Origin of the sequence: Streptomyces zaomyceticus (assembly GCF_014656215.1) — a bacterium.
GTDB lineage: Bacteria > Actinomycetota > Actinomycetes > Streptomycetales > Streptomycetaceae > Streptomyces > Streptomyces zaomyceticus.
Map to the genome: position 1 here is coordinate 38,497 of NZ_BNBZ01000042.1, position 17,729 is coordinate 56,225.

Sequence of the window (17,729 nt, forward strand, 5' to 3'; positions counted from 1 at the left end):
GGGGAGGACCGGCCCGCGGTCAGGTCCGGTCCTCGCCCGCCTTCGCGGCCTCCGCCGCCTTCGCGCGCTCGGCGGCGAGCTCGCGGGCCGAGGCGAGCCGGTACGGCACGTCGATGACGACCACGTTCTTCATGAACAGCAGCCGGGTCTTGAGCCGCAGCGCGCTCTGGTTGTGGAGCGGCTGCTCCCACCAGTGCCCCACCACGTACTCGGGGATGACCACCGAGATCACCGCGTCCCCCTTCCGTTCGGGCGCCTCCCTGACGTGCCGCAGGATCGGCTGGACGATCGAGCGGTACGGGGAGCCGAGCACTCGCAGGGGTACGTCGATGCCGCGGGCCGCCCAGGTCGCGCGGAGCACCTCCGCGTCCGCCGGGTCCTCGGCGACGGTGACGGCCGTGAGCGAGGTGGGACGCAGGGTCTTCGCGTACGACAGGGCCCGGAGGCTGGGTGCGTTGACCGAGGCCACCAGGACCAGGACGTGGTTCTCGGCCAGCGCGCGGGGCCTCTCGAGGGGACCGACGGCGACCTCGGCGGACACCGCGTCGTAGTGCCGCCGCACCCCCTTCATCCCGGCGAAGAGCACCGGCATCGCGATGACGACGATCCAGGCGCCGTGGGTGAACTTGGTGACGAGGACGATGACGAGGACGACCGCCGTCAGGAACGCGCCGAAGGCGTTGATCGCCAGACGGCGGTGGATGCCGCGGCGGTCGACGCCCCCGGCCCGCCCGCCGCGGGTTCCCGCGCCGGCGGGCCTGGCGAGTTCTCGCCGCCAGTGCTTGACCATGCCGGCCTGGGAAAGGGTGAAGGAGACGAAGACGCCGAGGATGTACAGCTGGATGAGGCGGGTCAGCTCCGCGTCGAAGGCGACGATGAGGAGGATCGCGGCGAGCGCGAGGAGGACGATGCCGTTGGAGTAGACGAGCCGGTCGCCGCGGTGGAAGAGCTGGCGGGGCGCGTAGCGGTCGCGGCCGAGGACGGAGGCGAGCATCGGGAAGCCGTTGAAGGCGGTGTTGGCCGCCAGGATCAGGACACCCGCGGTGACGGCCTGGAGCACGTAGAAGAGGATGTGCCAGTCGCCGAAGGTGGCCCGTCCGATCTGGGCGAGCGCGGTGGACATCGGCGTGCCGGGGGCGAGGCCGAGCTCGGTGGGGTCCTCGGCGACATGGACCTCGTAGACCATGGCCAGCACGGTGATCCCGAAGAACATCGTCACGGAGAGCGCGCCCATGATCGCGAGCGTCATGGCCGCGTTGCGGCTCTTGGGCTTCGCGAACGCCGGGACGCCGTTGCTGACGGCCTCGACGCCGGTGAGCGCGGTACAGCCGGAGGCGAAGGCCCGCAGGGCGAGCAGCACAAGGGCGATCCCCGAGTAGGTGGAGACCGCGTGGACGGGCAGATCGGCGGACTCGGCCCGGATCGTCGAACCCGTCGCCATCCGCACCGCGGCCACCGCGAACATCAGATAGATGACCGCGATGAAGGCGTACGTGGGCAGGGCGAACCAGCGCCCCGACTCGCGCACTCCCCTCAGGTTCAGCCAGGCGAGCACGGCCACGAAGAACACCGACAGGGCCACGGCGTGCCCGTCGAGCGAGGGGACGGCCGAGGTGATGGCGGCGACCCCGGAGACGACGGAGACGGCCACGGTCATCACGTAGTCGATGAGCAGCGCGGACGCCGCGGTGAGCGCGGCGGTCTGCCCCAGGTTCTCCGCGGAGACGACATAGGCCCCGCCGCCGCCCGGATAGGCGTAACAGGTCTGCCGGTACGAGGCGACGACCACCAGCAGCAGGATGACGATGCCGGCCGCCGCGTACCAGGTCAGATGGAGCACGGCGAGGCCGCCGAGGGCCAGGATCAGCAGGATCTCCTCGGTGGCGTACGCGACCGAGGAGAGCGGGTCGCTGCAGAAGATCGGCAGGGCGACCCGTTTGGGCAACAGGGTCTCCCCGAGCCGGCCGCTGTCCAACGGACGACCTACGAGCAGGCGTTTCGCCGCACTTCCAGCTCTCATAAGTGCTGAAGTTAGGACGAATGGTATGTAATGCGCGGAAGCCGCGCCCTGTGGGAGCCCCCGTACGCCCTGTGGGAGCCCCGTACGAGGAAGGACCCTGACGCGTGAGCGGAGTACGAGGAGTGCGGATGACCGGCGAGCCCCTGCAGATCGGCGAGGTCGCCGCACGGACCGAACTGCCCCTGCGCACGATCCGGCAGTACGAGGACAGCGGCCTGGTCGTTCCCTCCGCCGCCTCGCCGGGCGGCTTCCCGCTCTACACGGACGCGGACGTGTCCCGGCTGATGGTCGTCCGCCGGATGAAGCCGCTCGGCTTCACCCTCGACGAGACCCGCGAACTCCTCACGGCCATGGACCGGCTGGCCGCCGAGCGCGCGGGCACGGACACGGAGCTCGACCCGGACGAACGAGCCGGGCTCCTGGCCCGTGTCCGCCGCTACGAACAGGCCGCGGCCGAGCGGGTCGCGGAGCTGCGGGCGCAGCTCTCCCGTGCGGAGGAGTTCGCCGACTCGCTGCGCCGCACCCGCCTCACGACGACCCCGGCCTGACCGTCGGCCGGCTTCTCCCCGGTTCGGTCCGTGCGGGTTCAGCCCGTCGGTGCGAGTGCCTCGGCGAGGTCGCGGAAGAAGCGCGCGTAGGCCGCCGGGCTGGGCGGGGTCTCGGGGTTCCACGGCGTGGACCGGACGCCGGACAGGGCCCCGTCGGGCGGCGTGGCGTGGGCCCTGCTGTCGAAGAGGACCAGGCCGGGACGGAGCTCGGCGGCGCGGCCCCAGTCGGCCGTGAGCCAGTTGGCGCCGGGGCCGGGGCCCGGGTCGACCAGCCGGACTCCGAGCTCGGTGAGACGCGCCAGCTCGGGCCAGGCGAGCGGCCGGGCGAGGTGCACCTGGTCGGGACCGGCGCCGGAGAGCGCGAGGACGCCGAGTCCGGAGCGCGCGGCGGCCTCCCGCAGCGCGTCCTCGGCCGCCCGCAGGTCGCCCGGGAAGGCCGCGGCGGGCGTTTCGGCGGCCGACGAGGCCCCCAGACTCACGGCCAGCGCCCCGAATCGCTCCAGGATGGCCGGCAGGCCGAGCTCGTTGCCGACCGAGAGTGCGACGAGCGGCACCCCGAGGCGTTCGGCGACGGACTCGTCGAGCGCGTACGGGCTCTTCCCGTCGTAGGTCACGTCCACGATCACGTCCGGCCGCAGCTCCCGCAGCCGCCCCTCGTCCAGGACCCTGCCGGGCCCGAGGTAGGTCACCGCGGCCGACCGCAGCCCGCCTTCCTTCGCCGGATCGAGGACCTCGCCGTCGTGCCCGGAGCCGTACACCGCGACGGGAGTCACCCCCAGGTCACACAGGGCCGCGCCGGCCCGCACGTACGCGACCACCCGCCGCGGCACCCGGGCCGCCCCGAGCTCCGCACCTCTGTCGTCCGTGAATCCCCATGCCTCTGCCCCGGACATACGGCTGCTCCCTCCCCGGCCGGAATGTGCCTCTTCCGTCACCTTGGAGCGGTTCCGCGGCCCGCACAAGAGGGCATGCCCGGCCCGGCCTGCGCCGGGTCCGCCGGGTCCGGGACCAAGGTCCCGGACCCCCCTGCCGAAAGTCCCCCAGGTTGGTGTTAACTGAACAGGTCGGGAGGAAGCAGTAGGAATCGCCGCTGCCCTCGTGCCCGCGCGCCACCTGCCGGGGCGCGCCGCGCACGGGCGGCCCTCACGTCCTGGAGTGAGTCATGTCCTTGCCCGGCCCGTTCTCCGACCCCCGTGTGCTCACCCTGTTCGGCCTGCTCGCCGTCTCGACGGTGGTGTGGCTGTCGCTCGGCCTCCGGGCCCGGGCCCGTGATCGCCGCGACGGGACGCGCACCCCACTGGAGCGGATCTGGCACCCGCAGGAGTCGGTGGAACTGACGCCCGCGGAGGAGCATGCCTTCGGCCAGGTCGTCTCGCGGCTCGGCCTGGGTTCGGCGGGCCGCCTGCGCTGAGCGCCGGGCACCCGCGGACGGGACTCGCCTCAGCCTTCCCACGCCCGCGGATCGCGGCCCGTCGTGGCGAGCAGCCGCTCGAAGGCGGTGGCGTCGCCGGGCAGCTCGGCGGGCTCCCCGAAGACACCCGCCTTCCGGGCCATCGGCGCCATCCGCTCCACCTCCTCGACGAGCCCGGCGACCACGGCGGGGTCGGGTTCGAAGCTCCGGCCGGTGGCGCGGGCCAGGTCCCAGGCGTGCACGGTCAGGTCGAGCAGCACCATGGACCCGACGGTCCGCGCGGGCAGCGCCATGGCCCCGGTGCTGCCCTCCTCGGCGCCGGGCGCCGACCAGGCCTCGACCAGCTTCTCGGTCTCGGCCTCGAAGCGGTCCCGCCAGCCGGGGTCGGCGAGCCAGTCCGTACCGACGGCGAGATCGGCGGGCTGCTTGGCGGCGAGGGCCTGGAAGTGCACGACGACACCGAGGAGATGGTTCAGCAGGGCGCGGACGTCGTACTCGGCGCAGGGCGTGGGCGCGCCGAGCGAGGCGTCGGCGACGCCCCCGACCAGGGGCGTGGCACGGGTGGCGGCACTGCGGAGCAGGTCACCGATGCGGGGCGGGGCCTCGTTCGTCATGGGAGCGACGCTAGGCGAGCATGCCCACCCGGGTCTTGAAGAAACACGCCACACCGGGCCCGGGCCCCTGCGGGTGCCCAGGTCGTCTCTCTCGGATCTTGCCGGTCAAGCGGGCGTCGCGGGCCGGGCGGGATCCGGAAGAGACGACCTAGCATCGGACGCATGTCGGACTCCGCTCCCCGCCGGGACACCCGGGGCATCGTCGATCCCGCCGAACTGCTCACCCACGTCCGCTTCCGCCGTCACGTCCCGGCCCCGGAACTGCGGCCCTATCTGGAGCACTACTGGCTGATCGACTGGGAGCTTCCGGAGCCGTACGCGACCCATGTCGTCCCGCATCCGTCGGTGAACATCGTCTTCCAGCGGTACGGGGCGATCGGCGCCCCGGCCGCGGAGGCGGACGCGTCCGCCGAGGTCGCCGGGATCGGGCTCGGTCTGTTCACCCAGAAGCTGACGGACGCGGGCCGGGTCTGCGGGGTGCAGTTCCGCCCCGGCGGCTTCCGCCCCTTCGCGCCCGCGTGGCCGGTGTCGGCCTGGACGGGCCGCCGGGTCCCCCTGCCGGAGGTCTTCCCGGGCGGGGGCGACGACGATCCGCTGTCCGGCGTCCTCTCTCCCGACACCGACCACGCGCGCGTGGCGGCGCTCGACGCCTTCCTGCTGGCCCACGGTCCCGCCCCCGACCCGGCGGCCGACCGGGCCATGGAGCTCGTGGAGCTGATCCGCGGCGACCGCGCGATCCGCAAGGTGTCCCGGCTGTCCGCGGCGTCGGGCCTGTCGGCGCGCTCGCTCCAGCGCCTCTTCTCGACCCATGTCGGCGTCGGCCCGAAGTGGGTGATCCTGCGCTACCGCATCCACGAGGCCCTGGAACGCGCCGAGGCGGCGGAGACCGAGGGCACCCCGGACTGGGCGGCCCTGGCGGCGGAGCTCGGCTACAGCGACCAGGCCCATCTCGTACGGGACTTCACGGCGACGATCGGGGTGCCGCCGACGGCGTACGCCCGGGGAGTGTCGGTGAGCTGACCTACCGTACGGGCATGGACAACGACACCGGCTCGCCCGTACGGCTCGAACCCTGGTCCGAGGCCGACGCCGGCCTGCTGCGCGCCCTGAACGCGCCCGAGTTGACGGAACACCTCGGCGGACCGGAGACGGAGGAGCAGCTCGTCCGGCGCCACCGGCGGTATGTGGACCTGAGCGCCGACGACACGGGCGCGGGGCGGATGTTCCGGATCGTGCTGCTACCTGAGGAGGCGGTGGCGGGCAGCATCGGCTTCTGGGTGCGGACCGGGGACGGCGAACCGGTGTACGAGACCGGGTGGGCCGTGCTGCCGGGCTTCCAGGGCCGGGGCGTGGCGACGGCCGCCACGCGCGCGGTGGCCGCGGAGGCCCGGGCCGCGGGCCTCCACCGCCGGCTGCACGCGTTCCCTTCGACGGACAACGCCGCTTCGAACGCGGTGTGCCGCAAGGCGGGATTCGAACTGCTCGGCGAGCGGGACTTCGAGTACCCGCCGGGACACCCGATGCGCTGCAACGACTGGCGCCTCGACCTGCGGAAGCCGGTGTGGGCGGGCGGGCCCGAAGCCGGTCGGTGAGCCGGGCCGGAAGCCCGTCTAGGAGGCGTCTTCCGGTGCGGTGAGCGGCCGGGCGAAGTGGAAGGCCACGATGTCGAAGCGCTCGCGCAGGTAGAAGCGGTGGGCTCCGGTGCGGTGGGTGCCGGAGTCCAGGTCGAGCTCGTGGCACCCGGCGGCGCGCGCGTGGCCGTCCAGATGCTCGACGAGCGCGTGGCCGACCCCGGTGGAGCGGGTGGCGGCGGCGGTCACCAGGTCGTCGATGTAGAGCTTGCGCAGGGAGCTGGTGGTGCTGATGATCCGCCAGCCGGCCGCGCCGACGCAGCGGCCGTCGTCCGCGTAGGCGGCGCTGAAGCGCAGTCCCTGGGGGTGCCCGGCCTCGTACACCTCGCGGAAGAGCTCCGGGGTGAGGTGGGGGCGGAGTTCGAGGAGGACGGGCAGGAGGTCGTTCTCCAGCCGGGTGTCGCCGGGCTCGAGGTCGATGATCTTCATGCCGGGACGGTACCTCAGGGTTTTGTCCGGGTTGACGCACAGGGCGCGAGCTTGGATATTTATCTGCGTAACGCAGACAATGCGTTGCGCAGTCACCTCTGCTCGCACTCCCATCGGAAGGACACCTCCCATGACCGTTCTCGTCACCGGCAGCCGCGGCCGCGTCGCCTCCACCCTGCTCGGACTGCTCGACGCCGCCGGCGTCAAGGCCACAGCCGGCTCCAAGAACCCCGCGGATCTCTCCCCACCCACCGGGGTCGGCACCGTGCGCTGCGACCTCACCGATCCGGCCACCTTCGACACCGCCCTGGCCGGCGTCGACTCCGTCTTCCTGTACGCCGAGGCCACCCACGTGGAGGCCTTCGCCGACCGGGCCCGTGCCGCCGGCGTCGAGCATGTCGTCCTCCTCTCCTCCAGCTCCGTCCTCGCCCCGGACGCCGCGGAGAACCCGATCGCCGCCTCCCACCTCGCGGCCGAGCGCACCCTCTCCGCCGCCGCGGACGCCGGGGCCTTCGAGGCCACCCACCTCCAGCCGGGCGCCTTCGCCACCAACGCCCTGCAGTGGGCCGGGGCGCTCCGGGACGGTCGCGGCCCCGCCCTGCCCCACCCCCACACGTACGGCGATCCGATCCATGAGCGCGATGTCGCCGAGGCCGCCTTCGCCGTGCTCACCGAGCCCCGGCTGCGCGGTTCCTCGTATCTGTTGACGGGCCCCGAGTCCCTGACCTTCGTCGAGCAGCTGGCGATCCTCGCCGAGGTGACGGACCGCCCCGCGCCCCACTCGGTCGTGACGCCCGAGGAGTGGAAGGGGTCGGTGGCCGGCTTCCTACCGGAGACGTTCGCCGACGCGCTGCTGTCCTACTGGGCCTCGCACGACGGCCGGCCGACACCGCTGACGCGCACGGTCGAGGAACTGACCGGCCACCCGGCCCGTACCTTCGCCACCTGGGCCGCCGACCACGCGGCGGACTTCCGCCCCTGACCGGCCACCACAGGGCGCTCCCCCGCACCACCGCCCCGCACCACCGGCGCCGCTCCCCCGCCACGGCGACGAATTCCGTGGCCGCCGGTCCCGCCCCGGTGCGATCCTGTCCCCGTGAACGGACCGGAGATCCACATCAGCTTCGCCCCCGACCTGGGGCTCTTCGTCGCGGCGGAGCGGCGCTCGGGCCGCACGGCGGTGACCACCGACGGCTCCTCCTCGCTCGGCCATGTCGTGGAGTCGCTCGGCGTGCCCCTCACCGAGGCCGGGCGGCTCCTGGTCGACGGCCGTCCCGTCGACACCTCGCACGTCCCCGCCGCGGGCGAGACGATCGAGGTGGAAGGCGTCTCCCGCCCGCAGCCGGTGCGGCCCGGCGCGCCGCTCCGGTTCCTGCTCGACGTGCACCTCGGCACGCTGGCCCGGCGGCTGCGGCTGCTCGGGGTGGACGCGGCGTACGAGAGCGAGGACATCGGCGACCCCGCCCTGGCCGCGCTCTCCGCACAGGAGCGGCGCGTCATGCTCTCGCGGGACCGCGGGCTGCTGCGGCGCCGCGAGCTGTGGGCGGGCGCCTACGTCTACAGCGACCGGCCGGACGACCAGCTCCGTGACGTCCTGGAGCGCTTCGCACCGCCGCTCGCGCCCTGGACGCGCTGCACGGCGTGCAACGGGCGACTGAGCGGCACCGACAAGGACGCGGTGCGCGAGCGCCTGGAGCAGGGCACGGAGAAGACGTACGACGTGTTCGCCGAGTGCGTGGAGTGCGGCAGGGTCTACTGGCGCGGCGCCCACCATGCCCGCCTGGAGGCGATCGTCTCCGACGCGGTGCGGGAGTTCGGCGGGGCGACGACCGGCTGACGCCCCGGCCGGCGCCCGGTCAGTCCAGGTCGCCGCCGCGCAGCCGCTCGATCTGGACGGCGCTGACGTCGACGGTGCGCCGCATATGGGCGATGAGCAGGGCAACCTCGGCGTCGGAGTAGACATCGAACATGGTGCCCCAGGTGGCGTTGAGCTTCCGCCACAGGGCGCCGAGTTCGGCGATCCGCTCGGGCACGAGCGCCACCAGCACCCGGCGGCGGTCCTCGGTGTCCCGTTCGCGGGTCACGTACCCGGACCGCTCCAGGCGGTCGACGAGCCGGGTCGCGGAGCCCGTGGTGAGCCCGGTCAGCTCGGCGATCCGCCCGGTGGTCACCGGCCCCTCCTCCAGGCTGAGCAGGTTCAGGCACTGCACATCGGTCGGATGGAGCCCCAGATGGTCGGCGACGGCCTGGTTGAACAGGGCGTAGGCCGCCATGTAGCGGCGGGCCTCCCCGTACAGCTCGGACATCAGCGCCTCGCGCCGGGCGGAACTCTTCTGCGGCATGCAGAGATTGTACGAACCAGCCACCGTCCCGGCCCGGCCCGCTTCCACGGGTGGGGTCAGGGAGCCTCGGCGGTCAGATAGCGCTGCACGGTCGGGCCCAGCCAGGCGACGATCTCCTCCGGGGACATCTCGACGGCCGGGGGGATCCGCAGCACATAGCGGGTGAGCGCCATTCCGAGGATCTGGGACGCGACGAGAGCCGCCCTCCGCGGGGCGTCCGCCGGGTCGGGACAGACACCCCGGGTGACGGGCCCGAGCTGCTGGGCGAAGATCGCCTGCATCCGTTCGGCCCCGGCGGTGTTGGTGACCCCCACCCGCAGCAGACCGGTGAGGACGTCGTCCCGCTCCCAGCGCTCCAGGAAGTGGGTGACCAGAACGGCCCCGATGTGCTGCGCGGGCAGCGAGCCCAGCTCGGGCAGGCCGATCTCGATCTCCGACGCGGCGGCGAACAGCCCCTCCTTGTTGCCGTAGTAGCGCATGACCATCGACGGATCGATCCCGGCGTCACGGGCGATGGCCCGGATGGTGGCGCGGTCGTATCCGTCGGAGGCGAAGCGCTCACGGGCGGCCTCCAGGATGGCGGCCCTGGTGGCGTCGGAGCGGCGGGCGGTCGTCATACCAACGACTGTAGGCCAACAGGCGTTGACACTCCATCCGAGCCACCCCTACAGTTGCCAACAAGCGTTGACCAACACTTGTTGGCCAACGATCGTGGGCACCCTGGAGGCAGCCATGAGCACCACGGAGAAGACCGACACCCAGGTACTCGTCGTCGGCGCGGGCCCCACCGGCCTGCTCCTCGCCGGCGACCTCGCCACCGCCGGCATCGACGTCACCCTCGTCGAGCGCCGCCCGCACGGCCTGGCCAACATGACCCGCGCCTTCGGCGTCCACGCCCGCACCCTGGAGCAGCTCGACGCCCGCGGCCTCGCGGACGAACTCCTCGCCACCGGCACGACCCTCGACCGCGCACGGCTCTTCGGCCGCCTCGACCTCGACCTCACCCGACTGCCCAGCCGCTTCAACCACCTGCTCGTCACCCCGCAGTACGAGGTCGAGCGCCTCCTGGAGCACCGGGCGACGACCGCCGGGGTCACCTTCCGATACGGCACGGAGCTGCGCGCGCTGCGCCAGGACGCCGACACCGTCACGGCCGAGCTCACCGGCCCCGACGGAGCCCCCCTCACGCTCACCGCCCGCCACCTGGTCGGCACCGACGGCGTCCGCAGCGCCGTCCGCACCGCCCTGGACCTGCCCTTCCCCGGCGGCTCCGTGATCCGCTCCATCGTCCTCGCCGACGTCCGGCTCACCGAGGAACCCGCCGACGCGTTCAGCGTCAACGGCTCCGGCGACAGCTTCGCCTTCCTCGCCCCGTTCGGCGACGGCTGGTACCGCGTCATGGGCTGGAGCCGCACCCGCCAGGTCCCCGACACCGAACCCGTCGACCTGGCCGAGATCCGCGAGATCACCCGCCGCGCCCTCGGCACCGACCTCGGCATGCACGACCCCCGCTGGATCTCCCGCTTCCACAGCGACGAGCGCCAGGTCCCCTTCTACCGCGTGGGCCGGGTCTTCCTCGCCGGGGACGCCGCCCACGTCCACTCGCCCGCCGGCGGCCAGGGCATGAACACCGGCCTCCAGGACGCGGCCAACCTCTCCTGGAAACTCACCGCCGTCCTGCGCGGAGACGCACCCGACCCCGAAGCGCTCCTCGACAGCTACCAGTCCGAACGCCACCCGGTCGGCGCCGCCGTGCTGCGCACCAGCGGCGCGCTCGTACGCCTCGCGATGGCCCACACCCCGCTCACCCGCGCCGCCCGTTCCCTCGCCGCCCGCCTCCTGAGCACGGTCCGGCCCGCGGCGACCCGCGCCATGGGCATGATCAGCGGCATCGGCATCGCCTACGCGCCCCCGGCGGGTGCGCGCCGCCCCGCGGGCCGCCGCGCACCGGACGCGCGCCTGCGCGAGGGACGGCTCTACGAACTGCTGCGCGAGGGAGAGTTCGTCCTGATCGCCCCGGAGGGCAGGCCCCCGGCCCTGCCCGACACCGCCCCGGTCTCCCCCGAGCGCCTCGTACGGGCCACCTGGACCGACCCGGCACGGCGGACGTCGGTGCTGGTCCGCCCCGACGGCTACGTCCAGTGGGTGAGCGGCTGAGCCCCCGCACCCGTCACGCCGGAAGGCCGGAAGGTTCGGGAACCGTCAGAAGACGTAGGGATCACCCGTGGCGAGCACGAGCACCCGATGCCGGTCGTTCCCCGGATGCCGGTCGGCCGCCCCGTCCCGCCAGGCCGTGGTGATGTCCACGGTCAGCTCGTCCGGGAGACCCGCGGTCCTCAGATCGAGCCCCAGCTCACCGATGCCCCCCGTGACCCGCAGCTCGCCCGTCCGGCAGGACACCACCCGGTCACTGCTCCACAGACAGGCCGGCGGCAGCTCCTGACCACCCGCCATCGGCACGGAGAAGGCGAGCCGGACCGTCGCCTGGGAGAGATCGGAGGGGCCGAGGTTCTCGCTCACCAGCCAGACGCCGACCCGCCCGTCCCAGAGGGAGACATGGCCGTGATGGGCCACATCCGCCTCGGCCCCGACCACCGGCACCGGCATCGACGCCGCCTCCGTCGCTGCCTCCGTCGCCGCCTCCAGCACTGGCACCGGCCCCACGGCACCGGCACCCGCACTCGCACCCATCACCACCGTGGCCACGAGAGCGACCCCGAGCACACCTTTCCGGATTCCACGCATAGGGCCAAAATACCCACAGATCATCCGATATTCGGACAGGTCATCGGTCAGCGTGTCCCATGGCACCCTGCCTCCATGCTCACCGCCCGCTCCCTCGCCCTCTTCGCCCTCGCCGCACTCTTCGAGATCGGCGGTGCCTGGCTCGTCTGGCAGGGCGTCCGCGAGCACCGGGGCTGGATCTGGATCGGCACCGGAGTCCTCGCCCTCGGCATCTACGGCTTCGTCGCCACCCTCCAGCCCGACGCCGAATTCGGCCGCGTCCTCGCCGCCTACGGCGGAGTGTTCGTCGCGGGCTCCATCGCCTGGGGCATGGCGGCCGACGGCTACCGCCCCGACCGCTGGGACGTCATCGGCGCGCTCGTCTGCCTCGCCGGCATGGCCGTGATCATGTACGCCCCGCGGAGCCGCTGACCGACTCCACCTATCCTGGCCGGGCGATCGACGTAATCGACCACCTGCGCGAGGAGCACCACGTCATGACTGCCCCCGGTACCCCCATCGCCGTCATCACCGGAGCGAGCAGCGGAATCGGCGCGGCCACGGCCAGGCAACTGGCCGCCGCCGGCTACCGCGTGGTCCTCACCGCCCGGCGCAAGGACCGCATCGAGGCCCTGGCCGCCGAACTCGACGCCGCCGGGCACCAGGCCACCGCCTACGCCCTCGACGTCACCGACCGCGCCGCCGTCGACGAGTTCGCCTCCGCCTTCCGCACCCTCGCCGTCCTGGTCAACAACGCCGGCGGCGCCCTCGGCGCCGACCCCGTCGCCACCGGCGACCCCGCCGACTGGCGCCAGATGTTCGAGGTCAACGTCATCGGCACCCTGAACATGACCCAGGCCCTGCTCCCGGCCCTCACCGCGAGCGGCGACGGCACGGTGGTCGTCCTCTCCTCCACCGCCGGCCACTCCACCTACGAAGGCGGCGCCGGGTACGTCGCCGCCAAGAACGGCGCCCGCGTCCTCGCCGAGACCCTCCGCCTGGAGATCGTCGGCACGCCGGTCCGCGTGATCGAGGTGGCCCCCGGCATGGTCAAGACGGACGAGTTCGCCACCACCCGCTTCCGCGGGGACACCGACAAGGCCGCCAAGGTCTACGCCGGTGTGGCCGAGCCCCTCAGCGCGGACGACGTGGCCGACACCATCACCTGGGCCTGCACCCGCCCCCCGCACGTCAACATCGACCTCCTGGTCGTCCGCCCCCGGGCCCAGGCCTCGAACACCAAGGTCCACCGAGAGCTCTGACACCGCGGCCCCGTCCGTGGCACGAAGGCCTCGGCCGAAGCGCCGGGTCGGCCCTGGGCCCCGGCGTGGACGCCGGGGCCCAGGGCCATGTCGACCTCAGCCCTTGACGCAGATGACCTGCTTCAGCTTCGCGACGACCTCCACCAGGTCCCGCTGCTGCTCGATGACCTTCTCGATCGGCTTGTAGGCGCCCGGGATCTCGTCCACGACGCCGGAGTCCTTGCGGCACTCCACACCCCGCGTCTGCTCCTCCAGGTCCTGCGTCGAGAAGCGCCGCTTCGCCGCGCTCCGGCTCATCTTCCGGCCGGCGCCGTGCGAGGCCGAGTTGAACGACGCCGCGTTGCCCAGGCCCTTCACGATGTACGAACCGGTGCCCATGGAACCCGGGATGATCCCGAACTCCCCGGAGCCGGCCCGGATCGCGCCCTTCCGCGTGACCAGCAGGTCCATGCCCTCGTACTGCTCCTCCGCCACGTAGTTGTGGTGGCAGGAGATGACCTGGTCGAAGGTCACCCGGGCCTTGCGGAACTCCCGGCGGACGACCTCCTGGAACAGCGCCATCATGATCGCCCGGTTGTACTTCGCGTACTCCTGCGCCCAGAAGAGGTCGTGCCGGTAGGCCGCCATCTGCGGGGTGTCCGAGACGAAGACCGCCAGGTCACGATCGACGAGGCCCTGGTTGTGAGGCAATTTCTGCGCCTCGCCGATGTGGTGCTCGGCGAGCTCCTTGCCGATGTTCCGGGAGCCGGAGTGGAGCATGAGCCATACCGAACCGACGGAGTCGATACAGAGTTCGACGAAGTGGTTCCCCCCGCCGAGCGTTCCCATCTGCTGTCGCGCCCGTTCCTGACGGAACTTGACCGCATCCGCGACCCCGTCGAACCGCGACCAGAAGTCGTCCCAGCCCGACGTCGAGAACTGGTAGAGCCGCCCCGGGTCCACCTCGGACCGGTGCAGCCCCCGCCCCACCGGAATCGCCTGCTCGATCTTGGACCGGAGCCTCGACAGGTCACCCGGCAGGTCGTTCGCCGTCAGCGACGACTTGACGGCCGACATCCCGCAGCCGATGTCCACACCGACCGCCGCCGGACAGACCGCACCCTGCATCGCGATGACCGAGCCGACCGTCGCGCCCTTGCCGTAGTGCACGTCCGGCATCACGGCCAGACCCTTGATCCACGGCAGTGTCGCCACGTTCTGCAGCTGCTGCATGGCCCCGCCCTCCACCGTGGAGGGGTCGGCCCACATCCTGATGGGAACTTTCGCCCCCGGTACCTCTACGTACGACATACTTCCTCGATTCCCCCGAAAAGTCTTATAACGCAAAAACCGGAGCCAAAGCCCGTACAGGTGACAGCGGACCGGCATCAACAGCTGCGTGTGCGATAGACATTGTGTCCACCGGCCGGGTTCGCGCGGCAAACAGTTTTCGGGAAAGACTTCGGGAGAAGGGAGCCTGGGACCGTGCAGCGAAAGAGGTACACCCCCGGCCGCACCGGGTCCGCGGCTCGCACCGCCGTCGTCCTCACCCTCGGCCTCGGCCTGGGGATCGGCCTCACCGCGTGCTCCGCCGGCACTCCGGCCGAGGACGTGGCCGTCGACGCCAAGGCCGGCCCCGCCGCGCCCGTCGCGCCCCCGGGCCGCTACCGCACGCTCTTCGAGGCCTGCGGCGCCGTCCCGCAGGCCACGCTCAAGGACCTCCTCCCGGGCGCCGCCGCCCTGGCCGACCCGGAGCGCGACAAGGCGTACCGCGGTGTCGCCGCCGTGACGTACGACACGGACCGACGTGTCGGGTGCACCTGGAAGGCCGACACCCCGGACATCTCGCACCGGCTCGAGCTCGACATCGAGCGGGTGGTCTCGTACGACACCGCCGTCAGCGACGACGACCGGGCGCAGGAGGTGTACGTCCGCAAGCAGCTCGCGGCGGGCATCCCGCTGCCTCCGACCGCGCCGCCCACGACCACCCCGCCGACGTCCCCGGGCACGGGCACCCCCTCGCCCGGCGCCCCCACCCCGGGCAGGACCACGTCGGGCGCGCCGGGCGCCACGGCCGGCAAGCCCCCGGCGGACGGCACGTCCCCCGCGGCCGGAGCACCGTCGTCGGGAGCCCCCGCCACGGAGGCGCCCGCCTCCGGAGCGACCCCCGCCGATCCCGCCTCCACCGGTCTCGAACCCCGTGTCCTCGAAGGTCTCGGGGAGATCGCGTACCTCGACGACGCCCTGATCACGGTCGGCGCGAACGGCAGCCAGCGTGCGATCAGCGTGGTGTTCCGCACATCCAACGTCATCGTGACCGTCTCCTACCAGGAGCAGACGACCGGCTCCGTCGAGCCCCCCGACAGCGGGGAGCTGCAGGAAAAGGCCCGGAATCTGGCCCGGCTGCTCGCCGAGCGCCTGGAGGAGTAGCCCTCGGCGTCCGCTCCGCGAGCGGGCGGACACCACGTAACGTGTCGGCGTACCCGTGGCCCCACGCCGTGGCCGTACCCGTGGCCGCCGGAGCACCGGCCGGACCGTACGACGAGCGACTGAAGGAACCATGCAGCGAACAGCCCCGCGACTCACCCGCATACTCGCCTGCGCCGCCGTCCCGGTGATGCTCGTCGTCGCGGGCTGCTCCTCGGACTCCGGCGACGGGGCGAAGGGCTCGAAGGACAAGGCCGGCGCGCCGTCGTCCGCCACTCCTTCGCCGTCGCAGACGACGAAGAAGGTCGAGCCGGCGAAGTTCGCGGAGCTGCCCCAGGCGTGCAAGTCGATCTCCGCGAAGACGACCGCGTCGCTGGTGCCCAAGGCGAAGACCAAGAACGGCACGCCGGCCATCTCCAGCGATCTCTCCAGCCGTACCGGCTGCTCGTGGAACGGTCTCGACGACAAGGGCGTGAAGGGCTCGCAGTACCGCTGGCTCGACGTGTCCTTCTACCGGTACGAGTCGGACGCCTCGCTGGGCAGCGGCCAGGAGCGCGCGGTGGAGAACCTCGCGAAGGAGCTGGCGAAGGTCCAGGAGACCGAGGGCGCGAAGAAGCTCCGCACGGCGACGGCCACGGGTGTCGGCGACGAGGCGAAGACCGTCGCGTACCAGCTGCGCAAGACGGACGAGGACTTCGTGTACGCGTCGGTCGTGGCGCGTACGGGCAATGTGCTGGTGCTGCTGTCGTACAACGGCGCCGGGTACGCGGGCGCGGCCACTCCGTCGGAGAAGACGGTCATGGACGGTGCGGTGAAGGCGGCCAAGGAAGCCGTCGCCGCCGTCGCCGCCGCGAACAAGTAGTCGAGACCTTGAGTCCCGACAAGTAGTCACAAACCGGCGCGGAACAGCACGCCGATGCGGAGCCCGTCCCTCCCCCGGGGGCCGGGCTCCGTATGCATGTGCCAGTCTGTGCGCGCGAGATGTCGAATGACGGGAGGATCGCGGGTGGCCGCGATGCAGCTGACACGCACACACCGAATACTCATCGGCCTCGTCATCGCCGGTGCCCTGATCATCGCGGGGATCGGGTTCGCGGGGTCGTACGCAGCCGTGCGCGAGCTCGCGCTGGACAAGGGCTTCGGCACCTTCTCGTACTTCTTCCCGATCGGCATCGACGCGGGCATCTGTGTGCTGCTCGCCCTCGACCTGCTGCTGACGTGGTTGCGGATTCCGTTCCCGCTGCTGCGGCAGACGGCCTGGGTGCTGACGGCGGCGACGATCGCCTTCAACGGCGCGGCCGCCTGGCCGGACCCGCTGGGTGTCGGCATGCACGCGGTGATCCCCGTGCTGTTCGTGGTGGCCGTCGAGGCCGCGCGTCACGCCGTGGGCCGGATCGCGGACATCACGGCGGACAAGCACATGGAGGGCGTCCGGCTGACCCGCTGGCTGCTCTCGCCGGTGCCGACGTTCCGGCTGTGGCGCCGGATGAAGCTGTGGGAGCTGCGCTCGTACGAGCAGGTGATCAAGCTGGAGCAGGAGCGGCTGATCTACCAGGCGCGTCTGCAGGCGCGATACGGCCGGAGCTGGCGCCGCAAGGCGCCCGTGGAGGCGCTGATGCCGCTGCGGCTGGCGCGGTACGGGGTGCCGCTGGCGGAGACCGCCGCGGCGGGCCTCGCGGCGGCCGGGATCGAGCCGGCCGTGCTGCCCCCGCAGTCGCAGACGGCTCAGCCGGCGGTGCTTCAGCAGGCCCCGCCGATTCAGCAGGGCCAGCAGCTCGAGCAGGGGCAGCCGGGCCTGCCGGTGCAGCTCGCCGCGGCGCCGGAGGGGCTCCCCGAGGTTCCTCAGGGCCCCGAGGGAAGCCCGTGGTTCGCGGCCGACCAGGCGCGGCCGGACGGCTACCAGGGTTCGTACAACCCTCAGATCGTCGACGGCCTGGAGCCGATCCCGGTGCCGGTGCCGCTCGGCCCGGACGATGTTCCTCCGCCGGGTCCCGAGGAGTTCGTCGAGTACCCCGAGTACGTCGAGGAGCAGCTGGAGCCTCACGAGGTCGAGGAGTTCCGTGAGGTCGTCTACAAGCTGACCTGGGCGTACGCCGTGGAGAACGACCGCTTCCCGCAGGACCCGGAGCTCGCGGACATGGTCGCCGAGCACTACGGCGTCCAGCAGCTCCGTAACCCGGCGCTGCTCCAGCAGGTGGTCCCCGGGGTCCAGCAGCAGATCCAGCAGGACATGCAGGACTACCGCACCCCCTGAGATCGGCCGCCATCGGCGGGGACGCGCACAAGGACGCGGGACATACGCAGGACGTGTGAAAGGGCCGCCGCCCGGATTCCGGGCGGCG

General features: G+C 72.4%; 20 protein-coding genes. 12 read left to right on the forward strand and 8 right to left on the reverse strand.

The window, feature by feature from the left end; genetic code table 11:
• Positions 1–19: 19 nt before the first annotated feature.
• Entirely contained in the window at positions 20–2,020 is a 2,001-nt protein-coding gene (locus IE311_RS33430) for an APC family permease (protein ID WP_189835633.1), read from the reverse strand.
• 128 nt (positions 2,021–2,148) lie between these two features.
• On the opposite strand from IE311_RS33430, the gene IE311_RS33435 reads away from it, so the two are divergent.
• Positions 2,149–2,568, forward strand: coding sequence for a MerR family transcriptional regulator (locus tag IE311_RS33435; RefSeq protein WP_189835634.1), 420 nt, complete (start codon positions 2,149–2,151; stop codon positions 2,566–2,568).
• A 38-nt stretch (positions 2,569–2,606) separates the two neighbouring features.
• On the opposite strand, the gene IE311_RS33440 is transcribed toward IE311_RS33435, so the two are convergent.
• Positions 2,607–3,461: a substrate-binding domain-containing protein gene (locus tag IE311_RS33440; RefSeq protein WP_189835635.1), complete on the reverse strand. Its 855-nt coding sequence runs from the start codon at positions 3,459–3,461 to the stop codon at positions 2,607–2,609.
• A 269-nt stretch (positions 3,462–3,730) separates the two neighbouring features.
• Between IE311_RS33440 and IE311_RS33445 the strand changes: the two genes are divergently transcribed.
• A complete protein-coding gene (locus tag IE311_RS33445) occupies positions 3,731–3,979 on the forward strand; it encodes a hypothetical protein (RefSeq protein ID WP_189835636.1) in 249 nt (82 codons plus the stop codon).
• Between the two features lie 29 nt (positions 3,980–4,008).
• Here the strand turns inward: IE311_RS33445 and IE311_RS33450 are convergent, their stop codons facing one another.
• Complete coding sequence (locus tag IE311_RS33450; protein WP_189835637.1) at positions 4,009–4,593, reverse strand: TIGR03086 family metal-binding protein; 585 nt, start codon at positions 4,591–4,593, stop codon at positions 4,009–4,011.
• 162 nt (positions 4,594–4,755) lie between these two features.
• Here IE311_RS33450 and IE311_RS33455 point away from each other — a divergent pair, with 162 nt between their 5' ends.
• Positions 4,756–5,613 (forward strand): helix-turn-helix domain-containing protein, encoded by an 858-nt coding sequence (locus IE311_RS33455; protein WP_189835638.1) that lies wholly within the window; start codon positions 4,756–4,758, stop codon positions 5,611–5,613.
• Positions 5,614–5,627: 14 nt separating this feature from the next.
• The gene (locus IE311_RS33460) at positions 5,628–6,185 is read left to right on the forward strand and encodes a GNAT family N-acetyltransferase (protein WP_189835639.1); all 558 of its coding nucleotides are present in this window, start codon (positions 5,628–5,630) and stop codon (positions 6,183–6,185) included.
• Between the two features lie 18 nt (positions 6,186–6,203).
• Here IE311_RS33460 and IE311_RS33465 read toward each other — a convergent pair whose 3' ends face one another.
• Complete coding sequence (locus tag IE311_RS33465; RefSeq protein ID WP_189835640.1) at positions 6,204–6,653, reverse strand: GNAT family N-acetyltransferase; 450 nt, start codon at positions 6,651–6,653, stop codon at positions 6,204–6,206.
• 130 nt (positions 6,654–6,783) lie between these two features.
• Here IE311_RS33465 and IE311_RS33470 point away from each other — a divergent pair, with 130 nt between their 5' ends.
• Both IE311_RS33470 and IE311_RS33475 read left to right on the forward strand, forming a co-directional pair.
• Positions 6,784–7,635 carry an NAD(P)H-binding protein gene (locus tag IE311_RS33470; protein ID WP_189835641.1) on the forward strand — a complete coding sequence of 284 codons (852 nt, stop codon included), beginning with the start codon at positions 6,784–6,786 and terminating at the stop codon, positions 7,633–7,635.
• 114 nt (positions 7,636–7,749) lie between these two features.
• The gene (locus IE311_RS33475) at positions 7,750–8,490 is read left to right on the forward strand and encodes a Mut7-C RNAse domain-containing protein (RefSeq protein ID WP_189835642.1); all 741 of its coding nucleotides are present in this window, start codon (positions 7,750–7,752) and stop codon (positions 8,488–8,490) included.
• A 19-nt stretch (positions 8,491–8,509) separates the two neighbouring features.
• On the opposite strand, the gene IE311_RS33480 is transcribed toward IE311_RS33475, so the two are convergent.
• Both IE311_RS33480 and IE311_RS33485 read right to left on the reverse strand, forming a co-directional pair.
• Positions 8,510–8,995 (reverse strand): MarR family winged helix-turn-helix transcriptional regulator, encoded by a 486-nt coding sequence (locus IE311_RS33480; RefSeq protein WP_189835643.1) that lies wholly within the window; start codon positions 8,993–8,995, stop codon positions 8,510–8,512.
• Between the two features lie 56 nt (positions 8,996–9,051).
• A complete protein-coding gene (locus IE311_RS33485; protein ID WP_189835644.1) occupies positions 9,052–9,612 on the reverse strand; it encodes a TetR/AcrR family transcriptional regulator in 561 nt (186 codons plus the stop codon).
• 115 nt (positions 9,613–9,727) lie between these two features.
• Between IE311_RS33485 and IE311_RS33490 the strand changes: the two genes are divergently transcribed.
• Positions 9,728–11,152, forward strand: coding sequence for an FAD-dependent monooxygenase (locus IE311_RS33490; RefSeq protein ID WP_189835645.1), 1,425 nt, complete (start codon positions 9,728–9,730; stop codon positions 11,150–11,152).
• Positions 11,153–11,197: 45 nt separating this feature from the next.
• Here IE311_RS33490 and IE311_RS33495 read toward each other — a convergent pair whose 3' ends face one another.
• Positions 11,198–11,650 (reverse strand): hypothetical protein, encoded by a 453-nt coding sequence (locus IE311_RS33495; protein WP_229902332.1) that lies wholly within the window; start codon positions 11,648–11,650, stop codon positions 11,198–11,200.
• A gap of 165 nt (positions 11,651–11,815) precedes the next feature.
• Here IE311_RS33495 and IE311_RS33500 point away from each other — a divergent pair, with 165 nt between their 5' ends.
• Positions 11,816–12,151 carry a YnfA family protein gene (locus IE311_RS33500; RefSeq protein WP_189835646.1) on the forward strand — a complete coding sequence of 112 codons (336 nt, stop codon included), beginning with the start codon at positions 11,816–11,818 and terminating at the stop codon, positions 12,149–12,151.
• Positions 12,152–12,216: 65 nt separating this feature from the next.
• Complete coding sequence (locus IE311_RS33505; protein ID WP_189835647.1) at positions 12,217–12,981, forward strand: SDR family NAD(P)-dependent oxidoreductase; 765 nt, start codon at positions 12,217–12,219, stop codon at positions 12,979–12,981.
• Between the two features lie 96 nt (positions 12,982–13,077).
• Here IE311_RS33505 and IE311_RS33510 read toward each other — a convergent pair whose 3' ends face one another.
• Positions 13,078–14,271 (reverse strand): RtcB family protein, encoded by a 1,194-nt coding sequence (locus IE311_RS33510; protein ID WP_189835648.1) that lies wholly within the window; start codon positions 14,269–14,271, stop codon positions 13,078–13,080.
• Between the two features lie 174 nt (positions 14,272–14,445).
• Here IE311_RS33510 and IE311_RS33515 point away from each other — a divergent pair, with 174 nt between their 5' ends.
• The 3 genes from IE311_RS33515 to IE311_RS33525 all read left to right on the forward strand — a co-directional run bounded on the left by IE311_RS33515 (position 14,446) and on the right by IE311_RS33525 (position 17,641).
• Complete coding sequence (locus IE311_RS33515) at positions 14,446–15,390, forward strand: DUF3558 domain-containing protein (RefSeq protein WP_189835649.1); 945 nt, start codon at positions 14,446–14,448, stop codon at positions 15,388–15,390.
• A 130-nt stretch (positions 15,391–15,520) separates the two neighbouring features.
• Positions 15,521–16,249, forward strand: a complete 729-nt coding sequence (locus IE311_RS33520; RefSeq protein ID WP_189835650.1) for a DUF3558 domain-containing protein — start codon at positions 15,521–15,523, stop codon at positions 16,247–16,249.
• A 144-nt stretch (positions 16,250–16,393) separates the two neighbouring features.
• Complete coding sequence (locus tag IE311_RS33525) at positions 16,394–17,641, forward strand: DUF2637 domain-containing protein (RefSeq protein ID WP_229902333.1); 1,248 nt, start codon at positions 16,394–16,396, stop codon at positions 17,639–17,641.
• The last annotated feature ends 88 nt before the right edge of the window (positions 17,642–17,729 follow it).